Source organism: Empedobacter sp. UBA7611, assembly GCF_002484365.1.
Lineage (GTDB): Bacteria > Bacteroidota > Bacteroidia > Flavobacteriales > Weeksellaceae > Empedobacter > Empedobacter falsenii_B.
The window spans coordinates 33,727-51,221 of sequence record NZ_DLJR01000080.1; the positions used below are offsets into that span (position 1 = coordinate 33,727).

A 17,495-nucleotide genomic window follows, 5' to 3' on the forward strand; every position below is an offset into this window, starting at 1 on the left:
TCTTCAAGTTATTATTTTTTTAGTCATTATCTTGTAAATACCAAAATTTCTTCGGCAGAAAGGTTCTCATCAAAACGATAACCATCCACGTCAAATGCTTTCACTTGATCCAAAGTTTCAACTTTATTTTCTGCACAATAACGCGCCATTGCACCACGAGCATGTTTAAAATACATCATGATTTTTTTCAATTCACCGTTTTTGTAATCTTGAAACTCTACATCAATCATCGGAACTTTTAACGATTTTTTATCCAAAACTTTAGCATATTCATTACTTGCTAAATTTAAGATAAATTCTCCTTTTTTTAGTTTCGAATTTAGAAAAGGTGTCAAAATTTCTTTCCAAAAACCATACAAATTTTTCGAACCATGAACATCTAATTTCGAACCCATTTCCAAGCGATACAACATTACTTTATCCGAAGGACGCAACATTCCATAAAGCCCAGATAACAAAAATGCATTTTTATTGAAATAATCTAATGCTTCATCATTCAACGTTTCTGCATTCAAACCTCTATACACTTCACCTTTGAAAGCTAAAGCTGCTGGAATAGCTTGTTTCGTAGTAGGTTTAACATTCCAAACCTGATTACGCTCCACATTCATTTCTGCAATGTCTTTCGAAATTTTCATTAATTTTTCAAGATCAGTTGTACTCATCTCTTTCATAACATCCATAATTTCTTGCGAATGTTCCAAAAATTGAGGTGTTGTTGCTCTCCATTTAGCACTCGTTTCCAAATTCATCATCTTCGCTGGAGAAAGTAATATTTTCATAGTTTTTTCTTAAAAATAAATTATAAATAATCTTCAATATCACCTTTACCTTCACGTAAAACCTCTACTCCATCTGTCATATCAACAACAGTAGACGCAATATTATCTCCATAACCACTATCAATCACAGCATCCACAAGTTTCTCCCATTTCTCAAAAATCAATTCAGGATCTGTTGTATATTCAACAATTTCATCTTCATCATAAATAGAAGTTGAGGCAATAGGATTTCCTAATTTTTCGACAATCATTTGCGGAACAGCATGATCTGGAACACGAATACCAACGGTTTTTTTCCCTTTGTAAGCTACAGGTAAATTGCGCGAAGCATTCATAACAAATGTAAAAGGACCTGGTAGAGCGCGTTTCAAAATTTTGAACGTACTATTATCAATTGGTAAAGTATATTGAGACAAATGGCTTAGATCGTTACAAACAATCGAAAAATGAGATTTTTCTAATTTTACACCTTTCAATCGTGCCAATTTTTCCATCGCTTTGATATTCGTAATATCACATCCTAATCCATACACAGTGTCGGAAGGATAAATAATTAAACCTCCATTTTGTAGAATCTTAACCACTTGATCAATCGCTTTTTCTTGTGGATTTTCTGGATGAATTCTGATATAATCTGCCATTTGTAAATCTTTATTCAAAGATACAAAATTGCAATCAATAAAATTCTTTCCTAAATTTTTGTTTTTGATTGGATGATTGAAGAAATTGATATTCTTCTTTAGTTGCATGATATTTTCTTAAAAAACTCCAACTAACAATTTTGTAAGTTCTTGTAAAGAGATGTCAACCATACTAATTTTACAGAAAAATTAAACATGATTTTAGCAGAAAATATAGTAGCCTTTCATCATTATTCTTTAAAAGTAAATGACTTTGAAAAAACATTGAAATTTTATGATTCTTTAGGTTTTGAAGAGGTTCATTCATGGTCATTGCCTTCTTTTAAGTTAAAAAAAGCTGTAATGATTTACAATAAAAATATCAATTGTTACATCGAATTATTTGATAAAGATGCTGAAATTCCAACTCAAGGTAGAAAAAGGCAAGCGGATGATGAATACATTGAAAATTCAATCTTACATATTTGTTTTATGGTAAAAGATGCAGAAAAAGCTCGAGAAGAGGCAATAAAAAATGGAGCTTTTGATTTGAGTAAAGGTGTTCACGAACTTTTATTAAGTAACGATAAAAAACCGGTTAATGTTCGTAATAGTCTTGTTTATAGTCCTAATGGAGAGGTTATTGAATTTTTAGAAAATGTACATTTTTAAATTTTTATAAATCTAATTTATTGATATTTTCTAATAGTGATAAAACTTTATCTCCTTTTGAAGATAACTTATAAATTGATTTTGTTTTATCTTTTTCATTCTCAATCAAATGATCTATTTGCAATTCTTTCAATTGTTTTGTCAAAATTCTATCAGTAAGATTAGGAAATTCTAATTTCAAATCAGAATAACTTTTTGTAGTTTCCTTTAAAGTAAAAATTATTGAAACCTTCCATCTACCAGTGATTAAGGATAAAACCTTGTAAGAGTTACAAAAGTTTTCTAAATATTTATCATTAATAGAATTTGTAGAATTTTCTTTCTTCATAATTGAATGAGATTGAAAAAAAATAAGGCTAAAATTTAATCTTTAGCCTTGTTTTTTTATCTATTTATTCTTCAAAATCTCGTGGAAAACAGTTTGAGCTGAGAAAATTCGGTTCGTTGCTTCATCAATTACGATAGAACGATCAGAATCTAAAACTTCATCAGATACTACTACATTGCGACGAACTGGTAAACAATGCATAAATTTTCCGTTATTTGTCAAATTCATTTTATCCATTGTCACTTCCCAATCCTTATCACCATCATTCGGTTGACCATAATTTTCAAAAGAAGACCAGTTTTTTGCATAGACAAAATCAGCATCTTTCAACGCTTCATCTTGATCATAAGCAATCGTTGCTCCATCAGTAAATTTTGGATCTAACTCCAAACCTTTTGGTTGTACAACTGTAAAATCTACCCAATCTACTTTAGAAAACCATTGCGCAAAAGAATTCGGAACAGCTTGTGGCAAACGACGTGGATGCGGCGCCCAAGTCATCACAACTTTCACTTTCTTTTCAGGTTTTGTCCCAGGCGTATAACCCGTTTTTTCTGCAATTGTAATTAAATCAGCAAAAGACTGTAATGGATGTAAAGTTGCACTTTCCAAAGAGACAACAGGAACAGAAGATAATTCTTTTACTTTATTGAACATGATTTCGTTATAATCTTCATCACGATCTACTAATTTCGGAAAAGTACGAACGCCTAAAACATCACAATACGCACTCATTACCTGAATTGCTTCTTTGATATGTTCTTGCGTATCTCCGTTCATCACAGCACCATCAGCCATTTCCAATGTCCAAGAATCTGCTCCAGCATTCAAAACCCAAGCATTTGCTCCAAGATTATAAGCCGCTTTAATAGAGCTTAGACGTGTACGTAAACTTGGATTAAAAAATATTAAACCAATTGTTTTGTTTTTACCAACCTCTTGTTGAGCAAAAGGATTTGCTTTAATTTCTAAGGCTATTTTTAGTAATTCGTCGATGTTTTCTACATCATTAACCGAAGTAAATTGTTTCATAATTGAGAAGAATCTTTTGTTTTATTTGTTCTGCAAAATTAGTTGAAACAATCGAGGTTTAAAGAATTATTTTTGCTAATTTTCACTTAAAACAACGTCAATTCATCTTGTGGACCACGAATGTCTAAATCTAAATCATCGTTTAATTTTTTGATGAAATATTTGGCTAACATTGGCGATTCTAACTCTAAATTTTGATGAATAAAGAAATACAATTTCTGCAAACCTTCTGCTTTCCAAAGTTTAATTGTTTCAATCCATTCATCTAAACGTTCATAATCGGATGGAATATTTGCTCCAACAAAACGCACAAAAGCTTCATTCGAAGTCAATCGCATATGCACCATATCTCTCCTACCCGCCGCATCAACAATGATATTTGAAATGTTATGCTTTTCTAATAACGAAACTAATCGATTAAAATTTTCTTCGTTCGAAAACCAATCTTCATGACGAAGTTCTACAGCTAACGGATAACCTTTCGGAAAATTTTGAATGAAATTTTCTAATTTTTCAAAATCTTTTGGCGCAAAATTTTCGTGCATTTGCAAGAAAATCATTCCTAATTTTTCTTCAAACAATGCAACTGCATCTAAATATTGATTCAATTTATCTGTCACATTTTGCAATCGAGCATAATGACTAATACTTTGTGGAATTTTAGGAAAAAATTTAAAATCTTTTGGCGTTTTATTTGCCCAAGTTTCTACATTTTCTTTACTTGGCGAGCGATAATATGTCGCATTTAGCTCGATACTATTAAATTGTGTTGAATAATAACTCAATTCATCTTTTGTTTTAGGAGGATAAAAATTCTTCAAATCTTTCTTATTCCATTTCGCACAGCCTACATATACTTCAAAATTATCTGATTTACTAGCTTTATTCAACAAATCAATCGTTTCTTTTGGCGTTTTTGGCAGTGTAAAATCAACCAATTCTGGTTTTCTACTTTTCCAAATTTCATCTTTCTAAATTTGAACGAAAATTAAGCAATTATAAGCAGTTCGCAAGATGTATTTTACGACAAAATGTCAGAAAAATTTCATTTGGAATATCTTTTGAAATTTAGAATTCGTCAATAAATCTCATGCTTTAGACTATTTACAAGAAAAACTAATTATTAAATAATAAAAATACAATAACGATGAATAAAGGAAATATTAATGTTTCGGTAGAGAATATCTTTCCATTAATTAAGAAGTTTTTATACAGCGATCACGAAATCTTTTTGCGTGAATTAATTTCAAATGCTTCTGACGCAACCCTAAAATTAAAGCATTTAACAAGTATTGGTGATGCAAAAGTAGAATACGGAAATCCAAAAATTGAAGTAAAAATCAATAAAGATGATAATACTTTACACATTATTGACCAAGGTTTGGGAATGACGGCTGATGAAGTGGAGAAATACATCAATCAAGTGGCATTCTCTGGAGCGGAAGAATTTATCAATCAACACCAAGATGCGGACGGAATTATCGGACATTTTGGTTTAGGTTTTTATTCTGCATTTATGGTTGCGGATAAAGTAGAAATCATTACAAAATCATATAAAGACGAGCCTGCAGTTCATTGGACATGTGATGGTTCTCCTGAATTTACATTAGAAAATTCGGATAAAACTGAGCGTGGAACTGAAATCATTTTACATATTGCTGAAGATTCGAAAGAGTTTTTAGATGAATGGAAAATCCGTGAATTATTGAATAAATACAATAAATTCATGCCAATTCCGATTAAATTTGGAACGAAAAAAGAAACACTTCCATTACCAGAAGGGGCTGCAGAAGATGCAAAACCAGAGGAAATCGAAGTTGATGATATTATCAACAATACAAATCCGGCTTGGACAAAAGCGCCATCTGAATTGTCTGACGAAGATTATCAAAATTTCTACAGAGAATTGTATCCAATGCAATTTGAAGAACCTTTATTTCACATTCATTTAAATGTTGATTATCCATTTAATTTGACTGGAATTTTGTTCTTCCCAAAATTAGGAAACAATATCAATATTGATAAAGATCGTATTCAATTGTACCAAAATCAAGTGTTTGTAACAGACGAAGTGAAAGGAATTGTACCTGATTTCTTGATGTTATTGCGTGGTGTGATTGATTCTCCAGATATTCCATTGAACGTTTCTCGTTCGTACTTACAAGCTGATGGAGCAGTGAAGAAAATTTCGGCGCACATCACGAAAAAAGTGGCGGATAAAATGTCTTCATTAATGAATCAAAATCGAGAAGATTATGAGCAAAAGTGGAACGATATTAAAGTTGTCATTGAATATGGAATGATTTCGGAAGATAAATTCTTCGAAAAGTCTGACAAATTTGCATTGTATCCAACAGTCGATGGTAAATATCTTACTTGGGACGAATTGAATACTGCAATCAAAGATAATCAAACCAACAAAGACGGAAAATTAGTTATTCTTTATGCTTCTGATGTTGATGGACAAGATCAATACATACAAATTGCGAAAGAAAAAAGTTATGAAGTAGTTTTATTAGATTCTCCTATTTCTTCTCACTTGATTCAGAAATTGGAATCAACGAAAGAAAATGTAACATTTGTTCGTGTTGATGCAGATCATATCAATAATTTGATTGAAAAGGATGAAGTTAAAATTTCTAAATTATCTGATGATGATAAAGAAAAATTGAAAACAGAAATCACAGAATCAATCAACAACAAATCATATACAATTCAATTAGAAGATTTATCTGGAACAGATGCGCCTTTCATCATTACACAATCAGAATTTATGCGTCGTATGAAAGATATGCAGGCTTCTGGTGGAGCTGGAATGTTTGGAATGGGTAATTTCCCTGAAATGTATAATGTTGTTGTGAATGCAAACTCGGATTTAGCAACAGAGATTTTAGCTAAAGATTCGAAAGAAGAAAAAGATGCGTTGATTAACCAAGCATTAGATTTAGCAAAATTATCACAAGGTTTGTTAAAAGGTAAAGAGTTAACAAATTTTATCAATAGAAGTTTTAAGAACATTAAATAATCTCAGAACACTATATTTTAGTAATCTTAAACTTAAAATCCAGCACATAATGTGCTGGATTTTTTATTTCTCAATAGATTTATTGATGTGTTAAACTTTTAAAGTTAGTCTGAAATAATTTGCAAAACATGATTTTTGTCATTAATTTACATCAAGGAATTAATAATTATTCGTTCAGGACTTCAAAATACTTTAGTTGTTTTGAAACAGAACATTAAAATTAATAGTTGTTTTTCCACAAAATAACGAAATTTTTAAGCCGACAGAGAATTTTCATAATAAGGTGAAAATTAATTCAAATCATTATCAAAAATTTCGGGAAGGATTTCAAGAAATTGAAATCCTTTTTTCTCCAGACGTTCTTTTTAAATCGATTTTGCTCATAGTTTTTGCATTTTTACATATAATTAATAATCAATCAGACATGAGTACATTTCATTTATTATTTACAATAGATATTTGTTCTATTTATAAAAATTCTTTTTTTATAATCATTTAAAAAGAACAAGTTACAATGGACTTATTCAGAAGAAAGAATTTGACATTGGGAAGGATTTCAAGAAATTGAAATCCTTTTTTTATGCAATTATTATAACAAAAAAAGAGCGACAAATATGTCGCTCTTTCTATATATATCAGAATGTTATTATTCTTGTGATACAATTTTTGCAGATAAATACTCACGGTTCATACGTGCGATGTTATCTAAAGAAATTCCTTTTGGACATTCGATTTCACAAGCTCCTGTATTTGTACAGTTACCAAAACCTTCTAAATCCATTTGTGCAACCATTTTTTGAGCACGACGAGCAGCTTCTACTTGTCCTTGTGGTAATAATGCGAATTGAGAAACTTTAGCTCCTACGAATAACATTGCAGATCCATTTTTACAAGTTGCAACACAAGCTCCACAACCAATACATGTTGCAGCGTCAAACGCTTCATCTGCATGCATTTTGTTTACTGGAATGTTGTTTGCATCTACTGTACGTCCTGATGTGTTTACAGAAATGTAACCACCAGCTTGTTGGATACGGTCGAAAGATGAACGGTCTACAATTAAATCTTTGATTACTGGGAATGCAGCAGATCTCCATGGTTCGATGTAAATCGTTTCACCATCTTTGAACATACGCATATGTAATTGACAAGTTGTAACACCTCTATCTGGTCCGTGCGCTTCTCCATTGATGAATAAAGAACACATACCACAAATACCTTCACGACAGTCGTGGTCGAATGCAACTGGCTCTTTTCCTTCCTCTATTAATTGCTCGTTTAATAAATCAAGCATTTCTAAGAAAGAAGAATCAGTAGAAACATCTTTTAAGGAATATGTTTCCATTTTTCCTTGAGCATTAGCGTTTTTTTGACGCCAAATTTTCAGCGTGATGCTGATTGTTTTTGATGATGCCATAATTCTATATGATATTTTGACATTTTGCTTGAAAGTTTGTTATCAAGCAAAATGATTTTATTATTTATAACTACGAGTTTTAAGCTCGATATATTTGTAATTTAATTCCTCTTTGTGTAAAACCTCAGTGTTGATATCATCACCTTTATATTCCCAAGCGGCAACATAAGTATAGTTTTCATCATCACGCATTGCTTCACCTTCTTCTGTTTGGTACTCCTCACGGAAGTGACCACCACAAGACTCATTACGGTTAAGAGCATCAATTGCCATTAACTGTCCTAATTCTAAGAAGTCAGCTACACGTCCAGCTTTTTCTAACTCAGTATTCATTTCGTTAGCATCACCAGGAACTTTTACATCACGATAGAATTCTTCACGTAAAGCAGCAATTTCAGCAATCGCTTCTTTTAAACCTTGAGCATTACGAGCCATACCTACTTTGTTCCACATAATAATTCCTAAACGTTTGTGGAAACTATCTACAGTTTTAGTTCCTTTATTGCTTAAGAAATGTTGAATTTGGTCTTTAACAGCCTTTTCAGCTTCATCAAATTCTGGCGTATTTGTAGGAATTTTACCTGTACGAATATCTGCTGATAAATAATCTGCAATTGTATAAGGTAATACGAAATAACCATCTGCTAAACCTTGCATTAATGCAGAAGCTCCTAAACGGTTAGCTCCGTGATCAGAGAAGTTAGCTTCTCCTACTACGAAACATCCAGGAATTGTTGATTGTAAGTTGTAGTCAACCCAAACACCACCCATTGTATAGTGAATTGCAGGATAGATACGCATTGGATTTTCGTATGGATTCTCATCTGTAATTTTCCAATACATTTGGAATAAGTTTCCATATTTCTCTTCAATCCATTTTTTACCTAATTTCTCGATTTCAGCATCTGATGGATTTTGATCTCCGTTTGCGAAAGCAACCTCACGACCTTTTTTCTTGATCTCATCTGTAAAATCTAAGTAAACTCCTTCTCCAGTTTCATTTGCTTCAATACCATAACCAGCATCACAACGCTCTTTTGCAGCACGAGATGCAACGTCACGAGGAACTAAGTTACCAAATGCAGGATAACGTCTTTCTAAGTAGTAATCTCTGTCTTCTTCTTTGATATCAACTGCTTTTTTCTTACCAGCACGGATTGCTTCAGCATCTTCTTTCTTTTTAGGAACCCAGATACGACCAGAGTTACGTAAAGATTCAGACATTAAAGTCAATTTAGATTGATTTGTTCCGTGGGTTGGAATACAAGTTGGGTGAATTTGTACATAACAAGGGTTAGCAAAATAAGCACCTTTTTTGTGAATTTTCCATGCTGAAGTTACGTTAGAACCCATTGCATTAGAAGATAAGAAATATACGTTTCCGTAACCACCAGTAGCAATAACTACTGCGTGAGCAGAATGTCTTTCGATTTCACCTGTAATTAAATTACGAGCGATAATACCACGAGCTTTACCATCTACAAGTACAATATCTAACATTTCGTGACGGTTGTACATTTGGATGTGCCCTAAGTGAATTTGCTGATTCATTGCTGAATAAGCTCCTAATAATAGTTGTTGCCCTGTTTGACCTTTCGCATAGAAAGTACGAGATACTTGTACCCCACCAAAAGAACGATTATCTAATAACCCACCGTAATCACGTGCAAAAGGAACCCCTTGCATTACACATTGGTCGATAATATTACCAGAAACCTCCGCTAAACGATAAACGTTAGACTCACGAGCGCGGTAATCACCACCTTTGATTGTATCGTAAAATAAACGATAGATAGAGTCGTTATCTCCTTTATAATTTTTAGCAGCATTAATACCCCCTTGTGCAGCAATAGAGTGAGCACGACGTGGAGAATCTTGGTAACAAAAAGCTTTTACTTTGTATCCTAACTCTGCTAAAGTTGCAGCTGCAGAACCTCCAGCTAAACCTGTACCAACAACAATAACATCAATTTTATCACGGTTATTTGGAGCCACTAAGTTTAAATGTGCTTTGTGTTCGCTCCATTGTTTTGCGATATCTCCTTCTGGAGTTTTAGAATCTAATATACTCATTTCTTGATATTATTTAATTATTTAACAAAAAAATGGTAAACAGCAATGATAATGAAACCAGCTGGAATTAAAATAGAGTACCATTTTCCGAAAGCAACAATTACTGGCGTGTATTTGTTGTGTCTTGCTCCAATAGATTGGAATGCAGACGCAAAACCATGTTGTAAGTGTAATGATAAAAATACAAATGCAACAATGTAAATTACTAATCTTACAAAACTTAAAGCACCTTCTAATGTGAAAACGTGGTTTAAGTGATCCATAAAGTAATTTCCTTGAGCAAACTCAGGATTTGGAGCAATGTAGTGATCAGTAATTGTAGGAACCCAAAAGTCATACAAGTGTAATAATAAGAAAACTAAAATTACAGATCCAGAAACTAACATGTTTCTTGACATCCAAGAAGCATTTGCAGCACCATTATACTTTTGATAAGCAACTGGTCCACGCGCTTTCTTGTTTTGCGCTTCTAATACAAACCCCATTACAAAGTGGTATACAACACCAATTAATAAAATAGGCTGCATTAAATATTGGATAAAAGGGTTATCACTCATGAAAGCCGAAACTTCATTGAACCCATTCGGATTAATAACAGATAATGCATTAATCACGAAATGTTGTAACAAGAACACGATCAAAAATAACGCTGAAAGCGCCATCGCGAACTTCTTACCAATCGAAGATTTTAGTAATGATTCATTTGCCATAAAGCAATTCGTTTAATTTTTTAGATATTTCCACAAATTTAATCATCCCATTGCTCTAATCACAATGAAATATATCATTTCGTTAACAGATTTCGATAGTTTAGAATCATTCTTAGTTAATTAAGACATTTTTAACAATTTTTCTAAATTTTTATTGCTTAATAAATAATTAATTTTTATACTTGCAGTAGAAAAGTAGAACAACTTTTCATAGGTTTAAGTTAGTTAGGTTAATCCTCTTATAGAAATATAAGAGGATTTTTTATTTTTTTAGTTGTATGTAACATTATTCTTTTTTTTACTACATATAAAGAGCAACAGAATAATAGTTTGAATAATAAAGCAAAAATATTTACCGAATTAGTCGAGAAAAATCAGGGAATTATCCATAAGGTTTGTCGTATTTACACAGACGACAAGGATTCTCATGACGATTTATTTCAGGAAATTGTATTGCAATTATGGCGTTCTTACGATTCCTTCAAGGGAGATTCAAAATTTAGTACGTGGATGTATCGTGTTAGCTTAAACACAGCAATTACATTAATCAGAAAAAAAACAAAATCCAGTGAAACTGATTTTAATGAAGCTCAATTTTTAAACTTAACATCAGACGACAAAGACGAATTTTTAGAAGAACGTATCACACTTTTATACGCGGCAATTAGATTATTAAACGACGTAGAACGTGCATTGGTACTGCTATTTTTGGAAGACTTACCTTACAAAGACATTGCCGAAACTTTAGGAATTTCGGAAGTAAATGCACGAGTAAAGATGAACAGAGTGAAGATAAAATTAAAAGAAATAATGTTTAAAATGGAACAATAATGGAGTTAGATGACTTAAAATCAATTTGGGGTTCCATAAAGGAAGAAGAAAAGTTTGATCAAAATCAAATTTTTCAAATGTTGAAGAAAAAATCATCAACGACAATAAAATGGTTATTTATATTCACTTTTTGCGAATTTATCCTTTTTCTTGTCTACAATTTATATGTTTTAATTTCAGGAAAAAATTTTTTTAATAACGAAGTCAAAACATTAGTCGAAGAAAAAACAATTAACAATTACGAGATCGCTTCGGTTTTTAGTATTGTGATTACGTTTGGATTTTTGGTGATGGCTTATCGTTATTTCAAAAAAATAGATCTTAATCAATCTGTCGTCGATTTGATGAAAAACATTATTTCATTTCGTCGTTTGGTTAACTTGTTTATTCTTTTTACTGTTTTAAGTTTAATTGTTTCCTCTTCCCCATTTTATTATGAATTAGGCCAATCTATTTATTTGGCAAAAAACGCTCATGATATACAGCCAATTTTGAATAATGCTGCTATTTATGGTTGGATTGCAATAATAACTGCTGTTGCTTTTATTGTGATTATAGGAACGGTTTATTATGGGATTATTTATTTTTTATTTTTAAGAAAACTTCAACAAAACATGAAAGAGTTGAAAGAAATGAAATAAAATCTTATTTTTGTAAACTGAATGAAAAAATTTATCCAATATCTTATGCTAACGATTTCACTGTTTATGACAGTGTATCAGTCTGCGCATATATTGGATCATACTCTAAATAAAGAGCACAAAGAGTTGAAAGACAAATTCTCTAACGTACACGATCATAGCTGTACAATTTGCCATTTCAATCAACATTTTATAGAAAATGATTCAGAAATCGAGTTATTCGAATGGTGTCAATCATTTATCCAAAAAGATAAAACACTTTACACAACTCGTGTAAAACAAGCTGTATTACTTACTCAAAAAAGTCTTCGAGCACCGCCCTACGCAATTTAATTTCAGAAAAAACCACCTTATTTTTTTAACGTTATTAAATTATTGTATTTATGTCAATCAACATAAAATGTAGTATTGCGGCTACATTATTGTGCGGAACTGTGTTTGCACAAAACATTTTCGAAGGTCAAATTATAGATAAAAATCAAAAACCAATTCCTTTCGCAACTGTATACTTCAACAACGAAGAATATCACACAAATGCCGAAGGAAAATTTAGAATTGAGAATTTAAACAAAGGAAATTATCAAGTTCAAATTGATGAACAAGGTTACGAACCTTTTTCTCAAAATATTACGTTTGATTCGCAACAAAAATTTGTTTTTACACTTACTTTTCACAAAGCATATAATTTAGATGAAGTTACTGTTTTAGGACATCATCACGATTTTTCAACAGCTAATGTAGAGCGTGTCGATCAATCTTATATTCAAGAAAACTATGCAGGATCATTAGCCAAATCACTTGAAAACATTGCAGGTGTTAATGCTTCTGGAATTGGATCATCAGCTTCAAAACCAATTATTCGTGGACTTGGTTTCAATCGATTAATTGTTGCTGAAAATGGTGTAAAACAAGAAGGACAACAATGGGGAGCCGATCATGGTTTGGAGATTGATGCGCTAAATGTTGAAGATGTCGAAGTGATAAAAGGTCCTGCGGCTTTGGAGTACGGAAATGAAGCTATTGCTGGAGTTATCAAGATTAACAATAACAATTTACCAGCGAAACATTCAATTTCTGGAGAAGTAAAAACTTTATATCAATCAATAAATGATAATTACGGAATTGGATTTAATTTGAAATCTCGTAACGATCATTTTTTCTATAAAATAAAAGGTTCATATTCTGATTATGCAGACTACAGAACGACTACTGATCGCATTTATTACCTAAATCGTTATTTACCAATTTACAATAAACGTGTAAAAAATACGGCTGGACAAGATTTGAATGCTGAAATACAAACAGGTTATATTGGTGAAAAATTTCGTTCAATTTTAACTGTTTCTAACGTTAATCAGAAAATCGGTTTCTTTCCTGGTTCACACGGAATTCCTTCTGTAGATAGACTTCAAGATGATGGAAATTATAGAAATATCGAATTTCCTTATCAAAAAGTTAATCATTTTAAAGTGATTTCCGAAAATGAATTTCGTTTAAATTCAAAAGATGTTTTAAAATTTTTGGCAAGTTATCAAAACAATCGTCGCCAAGAAGTTAGTTCGTTTCACACACATTATGCGAATCAACCTGCTCCAACAAAAAATCCTGATTTAGAATTAGATTTTAATTTATCAACGTATGATTCTCAATTAAAATTCGAACATAATCACAACAAAAATTTCAAAACAATAATCGGTGCGCAAGCGCAATTGCAAGCCAATAATATTGCAGGTTACAATTATTTATTACCAAAATATGACCGAAATATTTTTAGCGGATTTTTGATTGAAGAATTCAAAAAAGGAAATACGTGGAAAGTTACAGCTGGTTTACGTTATGATTATTCGACGTTCAAATCGGAAGGTTATTTTGATGATTTTCTGTATAATTATTTAATTGAAAAAGGAAATTCGGAAGGAATTGCAGATTATTATGCAAATCGAAGCAAATCAATCGATCGTAATTTTAGTAATTTAAACGGAATGATTGGTGCAACTTTTCAACCAAATGATTCGTGGGATTTCAATTTGAATGTTGGAACAAATTTCCGTTTACCAACCGCTATAGAATTGGGTTCTAACGGAATTCATCACGGTAGTTTTAGACATGAACGAGGTGACGAAAATCTTGATATAGAAAAAGGAATTGCTGTAGATTTCAAATCTGTTTTTCACAAAAATGATTGGAATATTTCGCTAAGTCCGTATTTATATTATTTCAGCAATTATATTTTCTTAAAACCTTCGGGACAATTTTCGATTCTTCCTCATGGTGGACAAATTTATCAATATACACAAAGCAAAGCTTTGTTGACTGGTTTTGAATTTGAAGTTCGTAAGAAAATCAACGAAAATTTTGATGCAAATCTTGTGTACGAATATTTATACAATCGACAAATTACGGAAAATAAAAAATTCGGAAATTATCTTCCTTTCACTCCTGCAAATAATTTATTTGGACAAATTAATTATAAAATCAATCAAAATATTGCATTTTTAGAAGGTTTGAGCTTTTTTGCAAATGGAAAATATACATTTGAGCAAGATAAAATTGCACAAAATGAAGATATCACTCCAAGTTATTTCTTGGTTGGAATTGGAGGAAAAACGAAACTTAAATTCAATAATTTTAGTGCAAATTTAAGTGTTCAGGTTTCTAATTTATTCAATAAAAACTATTACAATCACACCAGTTTTTATCGTGCATTGCAATTACCAGAACAAGCTCGAAACATACAAATTATGTTAGGAATTCCGTTCGGAAAATAGTTGATACATGAAAAAGAAACATCCTATTTTTGGACTTTTCTTTAGTATTATTCTTTTTTCGATTCCAACTTTTAATCAATTACATTTTTCTTTAATCGATCATTCACAAGATTTTTCGAATCAAAAGAAAGAAATTATTCATCATCAATGTAATCATTTCACCTATTACTCTGTCTTTATTGACACGCATGATGAACCAAAAATAGAATCAAAACCGAACGAAGAATTTTACAGTAAAGAAAGTTTTGAACAAGTAGAAAAAATTAAACATTCTACAATTGAATATCATTTTACACGAGGTCCGCCTCAGGATTTTGTTTATTAATAAATCAACCAAAATCTTAAAAAAATAATATTCAATTCAAAAAAAATAAAACAATGAAAAATTCAATTTTAAACTATTCATTTATAACATTATCAGCATTATTCATTACATCTTGTTCATCAGATGATTCTTCATTAGATACAACAAAACCAGAAATTAATTTAATTTCACCAAAAGATGAAGCTCACCTACATTTAGGTGACGAGATTAATATTGAAGCTATCTTGAAAGATAATATTGAGTTGGGAGCTGTAAAAATTGATATTCATTATGCAGGAGATGGACATACTCATAACCATCGTTCTGCTAGTGTACAAGAAGCTTCAAGTTCTACAAATACTCAATGGGAATTTACCAAAGAAGAAGCAATTCCTTCAGGTAAAAAGGAATATGCATACAATTATAAAGTTGCAATTCCTCAAGAAGGTATTGTAGATGGTGCATATCATTTAGGATTAATTCTAATTGATAAAGCAGGAAATCAATCCGAAACATACATCGAAATCGATATAGTTGACCATAGCCACGATCATTAATTATTTTTTTATATAAAAAGCCTGAAATTTCAGGCTTTTTTTTATGCGCATTGTTAAAAGAATGTTATTTTAGCACTCCTCAATTATATCAAAACAAAAAAATGATTGCAATAGCAGATAGCGGTTCTACTAAAACGGATTGGGTAATTTTAGATAGTGACCTTAATGAAGTTTTTAGAACAAGTACAATCGGATTTAATCCGTATTTTGTAACATCAGAAGATATTACGACTGAATTACAAAAAAATGAAGATTTTGCACCTGTTGCAAATGATTTTACAAAAGTCTTTTTTTATGGTGCAGGAACTTCCAGCGAAGCAATGCATGCTGTTGTTAAAGAAGGTTTAGAGAATTTCTTTACAAATGCAGAATTTGTCGTAGACCATGATTTATTAGCTGCTTGTTACGCAACTTATATGGGAAAACCTGCAATGGTTTGTATCTTAGGAACAGGGTCTAATTCTTGTTATTTCGATGGAACAACAATGCGCGAAGAAACAAAATCTTTAGCTTATATCTTAGGTGACGAAGGTTCTGGAAATGACTTAGGAAAACGTGTATTACGCGCTTTTTACACAAAAAAAATGCCTCCACATTTAGCCAAAGCTTTTGATGATTATTATAAATTATCAGTAGATGAGTTAAATAAAAATGTGTACCAAAATAAATTTGCAAACACATATTTAGCATCTTTCAATAAATTTGTTGTCGAACATAAAAATGATCCATTTATTCAGAAAATTATTTATGATGCAATGTCTTCTTTTATCGAATATCAAATTATGCCTTACGAAGAAGCTCGTCATTCTGAATTAAATTTCATTGGCTCAATTGCTCATATTTACGAAGATGTTATTCGTTCGGTTGCGGCAGAATATCACTTGACAGTTGGTCATATTATTAGAAAACCAATTGATAATGTTGTTGATTATCACAAAAAATATTTGATTAAATAATCATGGCAACTCAACCAAAAATAGCGGTAATCTCTTACAATACTCCTCATCGCAAAACACAAGATGTTTTACACGGATTAAAAGCTAAAGGTTACCAAAATGTAAAAATATTTGCATTGCCTTTTATACAAAGGGAAAATCCGTTCAAACCAATTTATCAACATCGTCCAAGTAAGGCGATTCAAGTAAATTTAGATGATTACTGTAATAATTTTGGTTATGATTTTGATTTGACAACTGCTGAAACGTTGAACAATCAATTAAACGATTATAAAGCTGAATATGTGATTATTGCAGGAGCAGGATTATTACCAGATGAATTGGTTGAAAATCATAAAATTATCAATACGCATCCAGGTTTTTTACCTTTGACGAGAGGTTTAGATTCATTAAAATGGGCAATCACAAAAGGTGTAGAGATTGGTGTTACAACTCATTTTGTAGACACAGAAGCTGACGCTGGTTTTTTGATTGAACAACAATATGTTCCTGTTTATGGGAATGATACATTTCATTCATTGGCTAATCGTCAATATGAAACAGAAATTGAAATGTTAGTTAATTCGATTGAATTAATTTCAACACTTTCAGAATTTAAATCACTTTCATCAAATGAATTTGAGGCTACGCGCAGAATGCCAAAAGCTATCGAAGAAAATTTGATGCAATCATTTGAAACATACAAAGAAAAATATAAAAGGGATTAAATATTTTTTAGAAAAAAATTAAAAAGAAGCTGTCTCAAAAGTGAGGCAGCTTTTTTTTTTATGTTTTTCATA

17 protein-coding genes and 1 pseudogene are annotated in these 17,495 nt (G+C 31.3%); 10 read left to right on the forward strand and 8 right to left on the reverse strand.

The window, feature by feature from the left end; translation table 11 throughout:
* Positions 1 to 26: 26 nt before the first annotated feature.
* Together yaaA and B3R94_RS13560 are read right to left on the reverse strand one after the other, a co-directional pair.
* Entirely contained in the window at positions 27 to 782 is a 756-nt protein-coding gene (yaaA, locus tag B3R94_RS13555) for a peroxide stress protein YaaA (protein WP_291101486.1), read from the reverse strand.
* Positions 783 to 802: 20 nt separating this feature from the next.
* Positions 803 to 1,423 (reverse strand): L-threonylcarbamoyladenylate synthase, encoded by a 621-nt coding sequence (locus tag B3R94_RS13560; RefSeq protein WP_219034359.1) that lies wholly within the window; start codon positions 1,421 to 1,423, stop codon positions 803 to 805.
* Between the two features lie 195 nt (positions 1,424 to 1,618).
* Between B3R94_RS13560 and B3R94_RS13565 the strand changes: the two genes are divergently transcribed.
* Positions 1,619 to 2,074: a VOC family protein gene (locus tag B3R94_RS13565; protein WP_280062172.1), complete on the forward strand. Its 456-nt coding sequence runs from the start codon at positions 1,619 to 1,621 to the stop codon at positions 2,072 to 2,074.
* 4 nt (positions 2,075 to 2,078) lie between these two features.
* Here the strand turns inward: B3R94_RS13565 and B3R94_RS13570 are convergent, their stop codons facing one another.
* From B3R94_RS13570 to B3R94_RS13580, 3 genes and pseudogenes are all read right to left on the reverse strand, one after another.
* Positions 2,079 to 2,402 carry a winged helix-turn-helix transcriptional regulator gene (locus B3R94_RS13570; RefSeq protein ID WP_291101489.1) on the reverse strand — a complete coding sequence of 108 codons (324 nt, stop codon included), beginning with the start codon at positions 2,400 to 2,402 and terminating at the stop codon, positions 2,079 to 2,081.
* A 60-nt stretch (positions 2,403 to 2,462) separates the two neighbouring features.
* Positions 2,463 to 3,434, reverse strand: a complete 972-nt coding sequence (locus B3R94_RS13575) for an N-acetylornithine carbamoyltransferase (RefSeq protein WP_291101492.1) — start codon at positions 3,432 to 3,434, stop codon at positions 2,463 to 2,465.
* An 86-nt stretch (positions 3,435 to 3,520) separates the two neighbouring features.
* Positions 3,521 to 4,401 (reverse strand): annotated as a pseudogene (locus B3R94_RS13580) (DUF72 domain-containing protein).
* A 180-nt stretch (positions 4,402 to 4,581) separates the two neighbouring features.
* Here B3R94_RS13580 and htpG point away from each other — a divergent pair.
* Positions 4,582 to 6,459: a molecular chaperone HtpG gene (gene htpG, locus B3R94_RS13585; protein ID WP_291101495.1), complete on the forward strand. Its 1,878-nt coding sequence runs from the start codon at positions 4,582 to 4,584 to the stop codon at positions 6,457 to 6,459.
* Positions 6,460 to 7,105: 646 nt separating this feature from the next.
* On the opposite strand, the gene B3R94_RS13590 is transcribed toward htpG, so the two are convergent.
* Genes B3R94_RS13590 through B3R94_RS13600 form a run of 3 tightly spaced genes read right to left on the reverse strand, consistent with a single transcriptional unit; the run spans position 7,106 to position 10,659 of the window.
* Entirely contained in the window at positions 7,106 to 7,876 is a 771-nt protein-coding gene (locus B3R94_RS13590) for a succinate dehydrogenase/fumarate reductase iron-sulfur subunit (RefSeq protein ID WP_038337216.1), read from the reverse strand.
* Between the two features lie 60 nt (positions 7,877 to 7,936).
* Positions 7,937 to 9,949: a fumarate reductase/succinate dehydrogenase flavoprotein subunit gene (locus B3R94_RS13595; RefSeq protein WP_291090015.1), complete on the reverse strand. Its 2,013-nt coding sequence runs from the start codon at positions 9,947 to 9,949 to the stop codon at positions 7,937 to 7,939.
* A gap of 17 nt (positions 9,950 to 9,966) precedes the next feature.
* Positions 9,967 to 10,659 (reverse strand): succinate dehydrogenase cytochrome b subunit, encoded by a 693-nt coding sequence (locus B3R94_RS13600; RefSeq protein ID WP_038337219.1) that lies wholly within the window; start codon positions 10,657 to 10,659, stop codon positions 9,967 to 9,969.
* A gap of 330 nt (positions 10,660 to 10,989) precedes the next feature.
* On the opposite strand from B3R94_RS13600, the gene B3R94_RS13605 reads away from it, so the two are divergent.
* From B3R94_RS13605 to B3R94_RS13640, 8 genes are all read left to right on the forward strand, one after another.
* Positions 10,990 to 11,490: an RNA polymerase sigma factor gene (locus B3R94_RS13605; RefSeq protein WP_291061969.1), complete on the forward strand. Its 501-nt coding sequence runs from the start codon at positions 10,990 to 10,992 to the stop codon at positions 11,488 to 11,490.
* The gene (locus tag B3R94_RS13610; RefSeq protein WP_291101498.1) at positions 11,490 to 12,131 is read left to right on the forward strand and encodes a hypothetical protein; all 642 of its coding nucleotides are present in this window, start codon (positions 11,490 to 11,492) and stop codon (positions 12,129 to 12,131) included. The genes B3R94_RS13605 and B3R94_RS13610 overlap by 1 nt, the downstream gene beginning before the upstream one ends.
* A 66-nt stretch (positions 12,132 to 12,197) precedes the next feature.
* Complete coding sequence (locus B3R94_RS13615; RefSeq protein ID WP_291049116.1) at positions 12,198 to 12,464, forward strand: hypothetical protein; 267 nt, start codon at positions 12,198 to 12,200, stop codon at positions 12,462 to 12,464.
* A gap of 50 nt (positions 12,465 to 12,514) precedes the next feature.
* The gene (locus B3R94_RS13620) at positions 12,515 to 14,899 is read left to right on the forward strand and encodes a TonB-dependent receptor (protein WP_291101501.1); all 2,385 of its coding nucleotides are present in this window, start codon (positions 12,515 to 12,517) and stop codon (positions 14,897 to 14,899) included.
* A gap of 7 nt (positions 14,900 to 14,906) precedes the next feature.
* A complete protein-coding gene (locus tag B3R94_RS13625; RefSeq protein ID WP_038337229.1) occupies positions 14,907 to 15,224 on the forward strand; it encodes a hypothetical protein in 318 nt (105 codons plus the stop codon).
* A 53-nt stretch (positions 15,225 to 15,277) separates the two neighbouring features.
* Entirely contained in the window at positions 15,278 to 15,760 is a 483-nt protein-coding gene (locus B3R94_RS13630; RefSeq protein WP_052218032.1) for a DUF4625 domain-containing protein, read from the forward strand.
* Between the two features lie 101 nt (positions 15,761 to 15,861).
* Positions 15,862 to 16,716 (forward strand): BadF/BadG/BcrA/BcrD ATPase family protein, encoded by an 855-nt coding sequence (locus tag B3R94_RS13635; RefSeq protein WP_038337231.1) that lies wholly within the window; start codon positions 15,862 to 15,864, stop codon positions 16,714 to 16,716.
* A gap of 2 nt (positions 16,717 to 16,718) precedes the next feature.
* A complete protein-coding gene (locus B3R94_RS13640) occupies positions 16,719 to 17,423 on the forward strand; it encodes a formyltransferase family protein (RefSeq protein WP_038337233.1) in 705 nt (234 codons plus the stop codon).
* Positions 17,424 to 17,495: the final 72 nt, after the last annotated feature.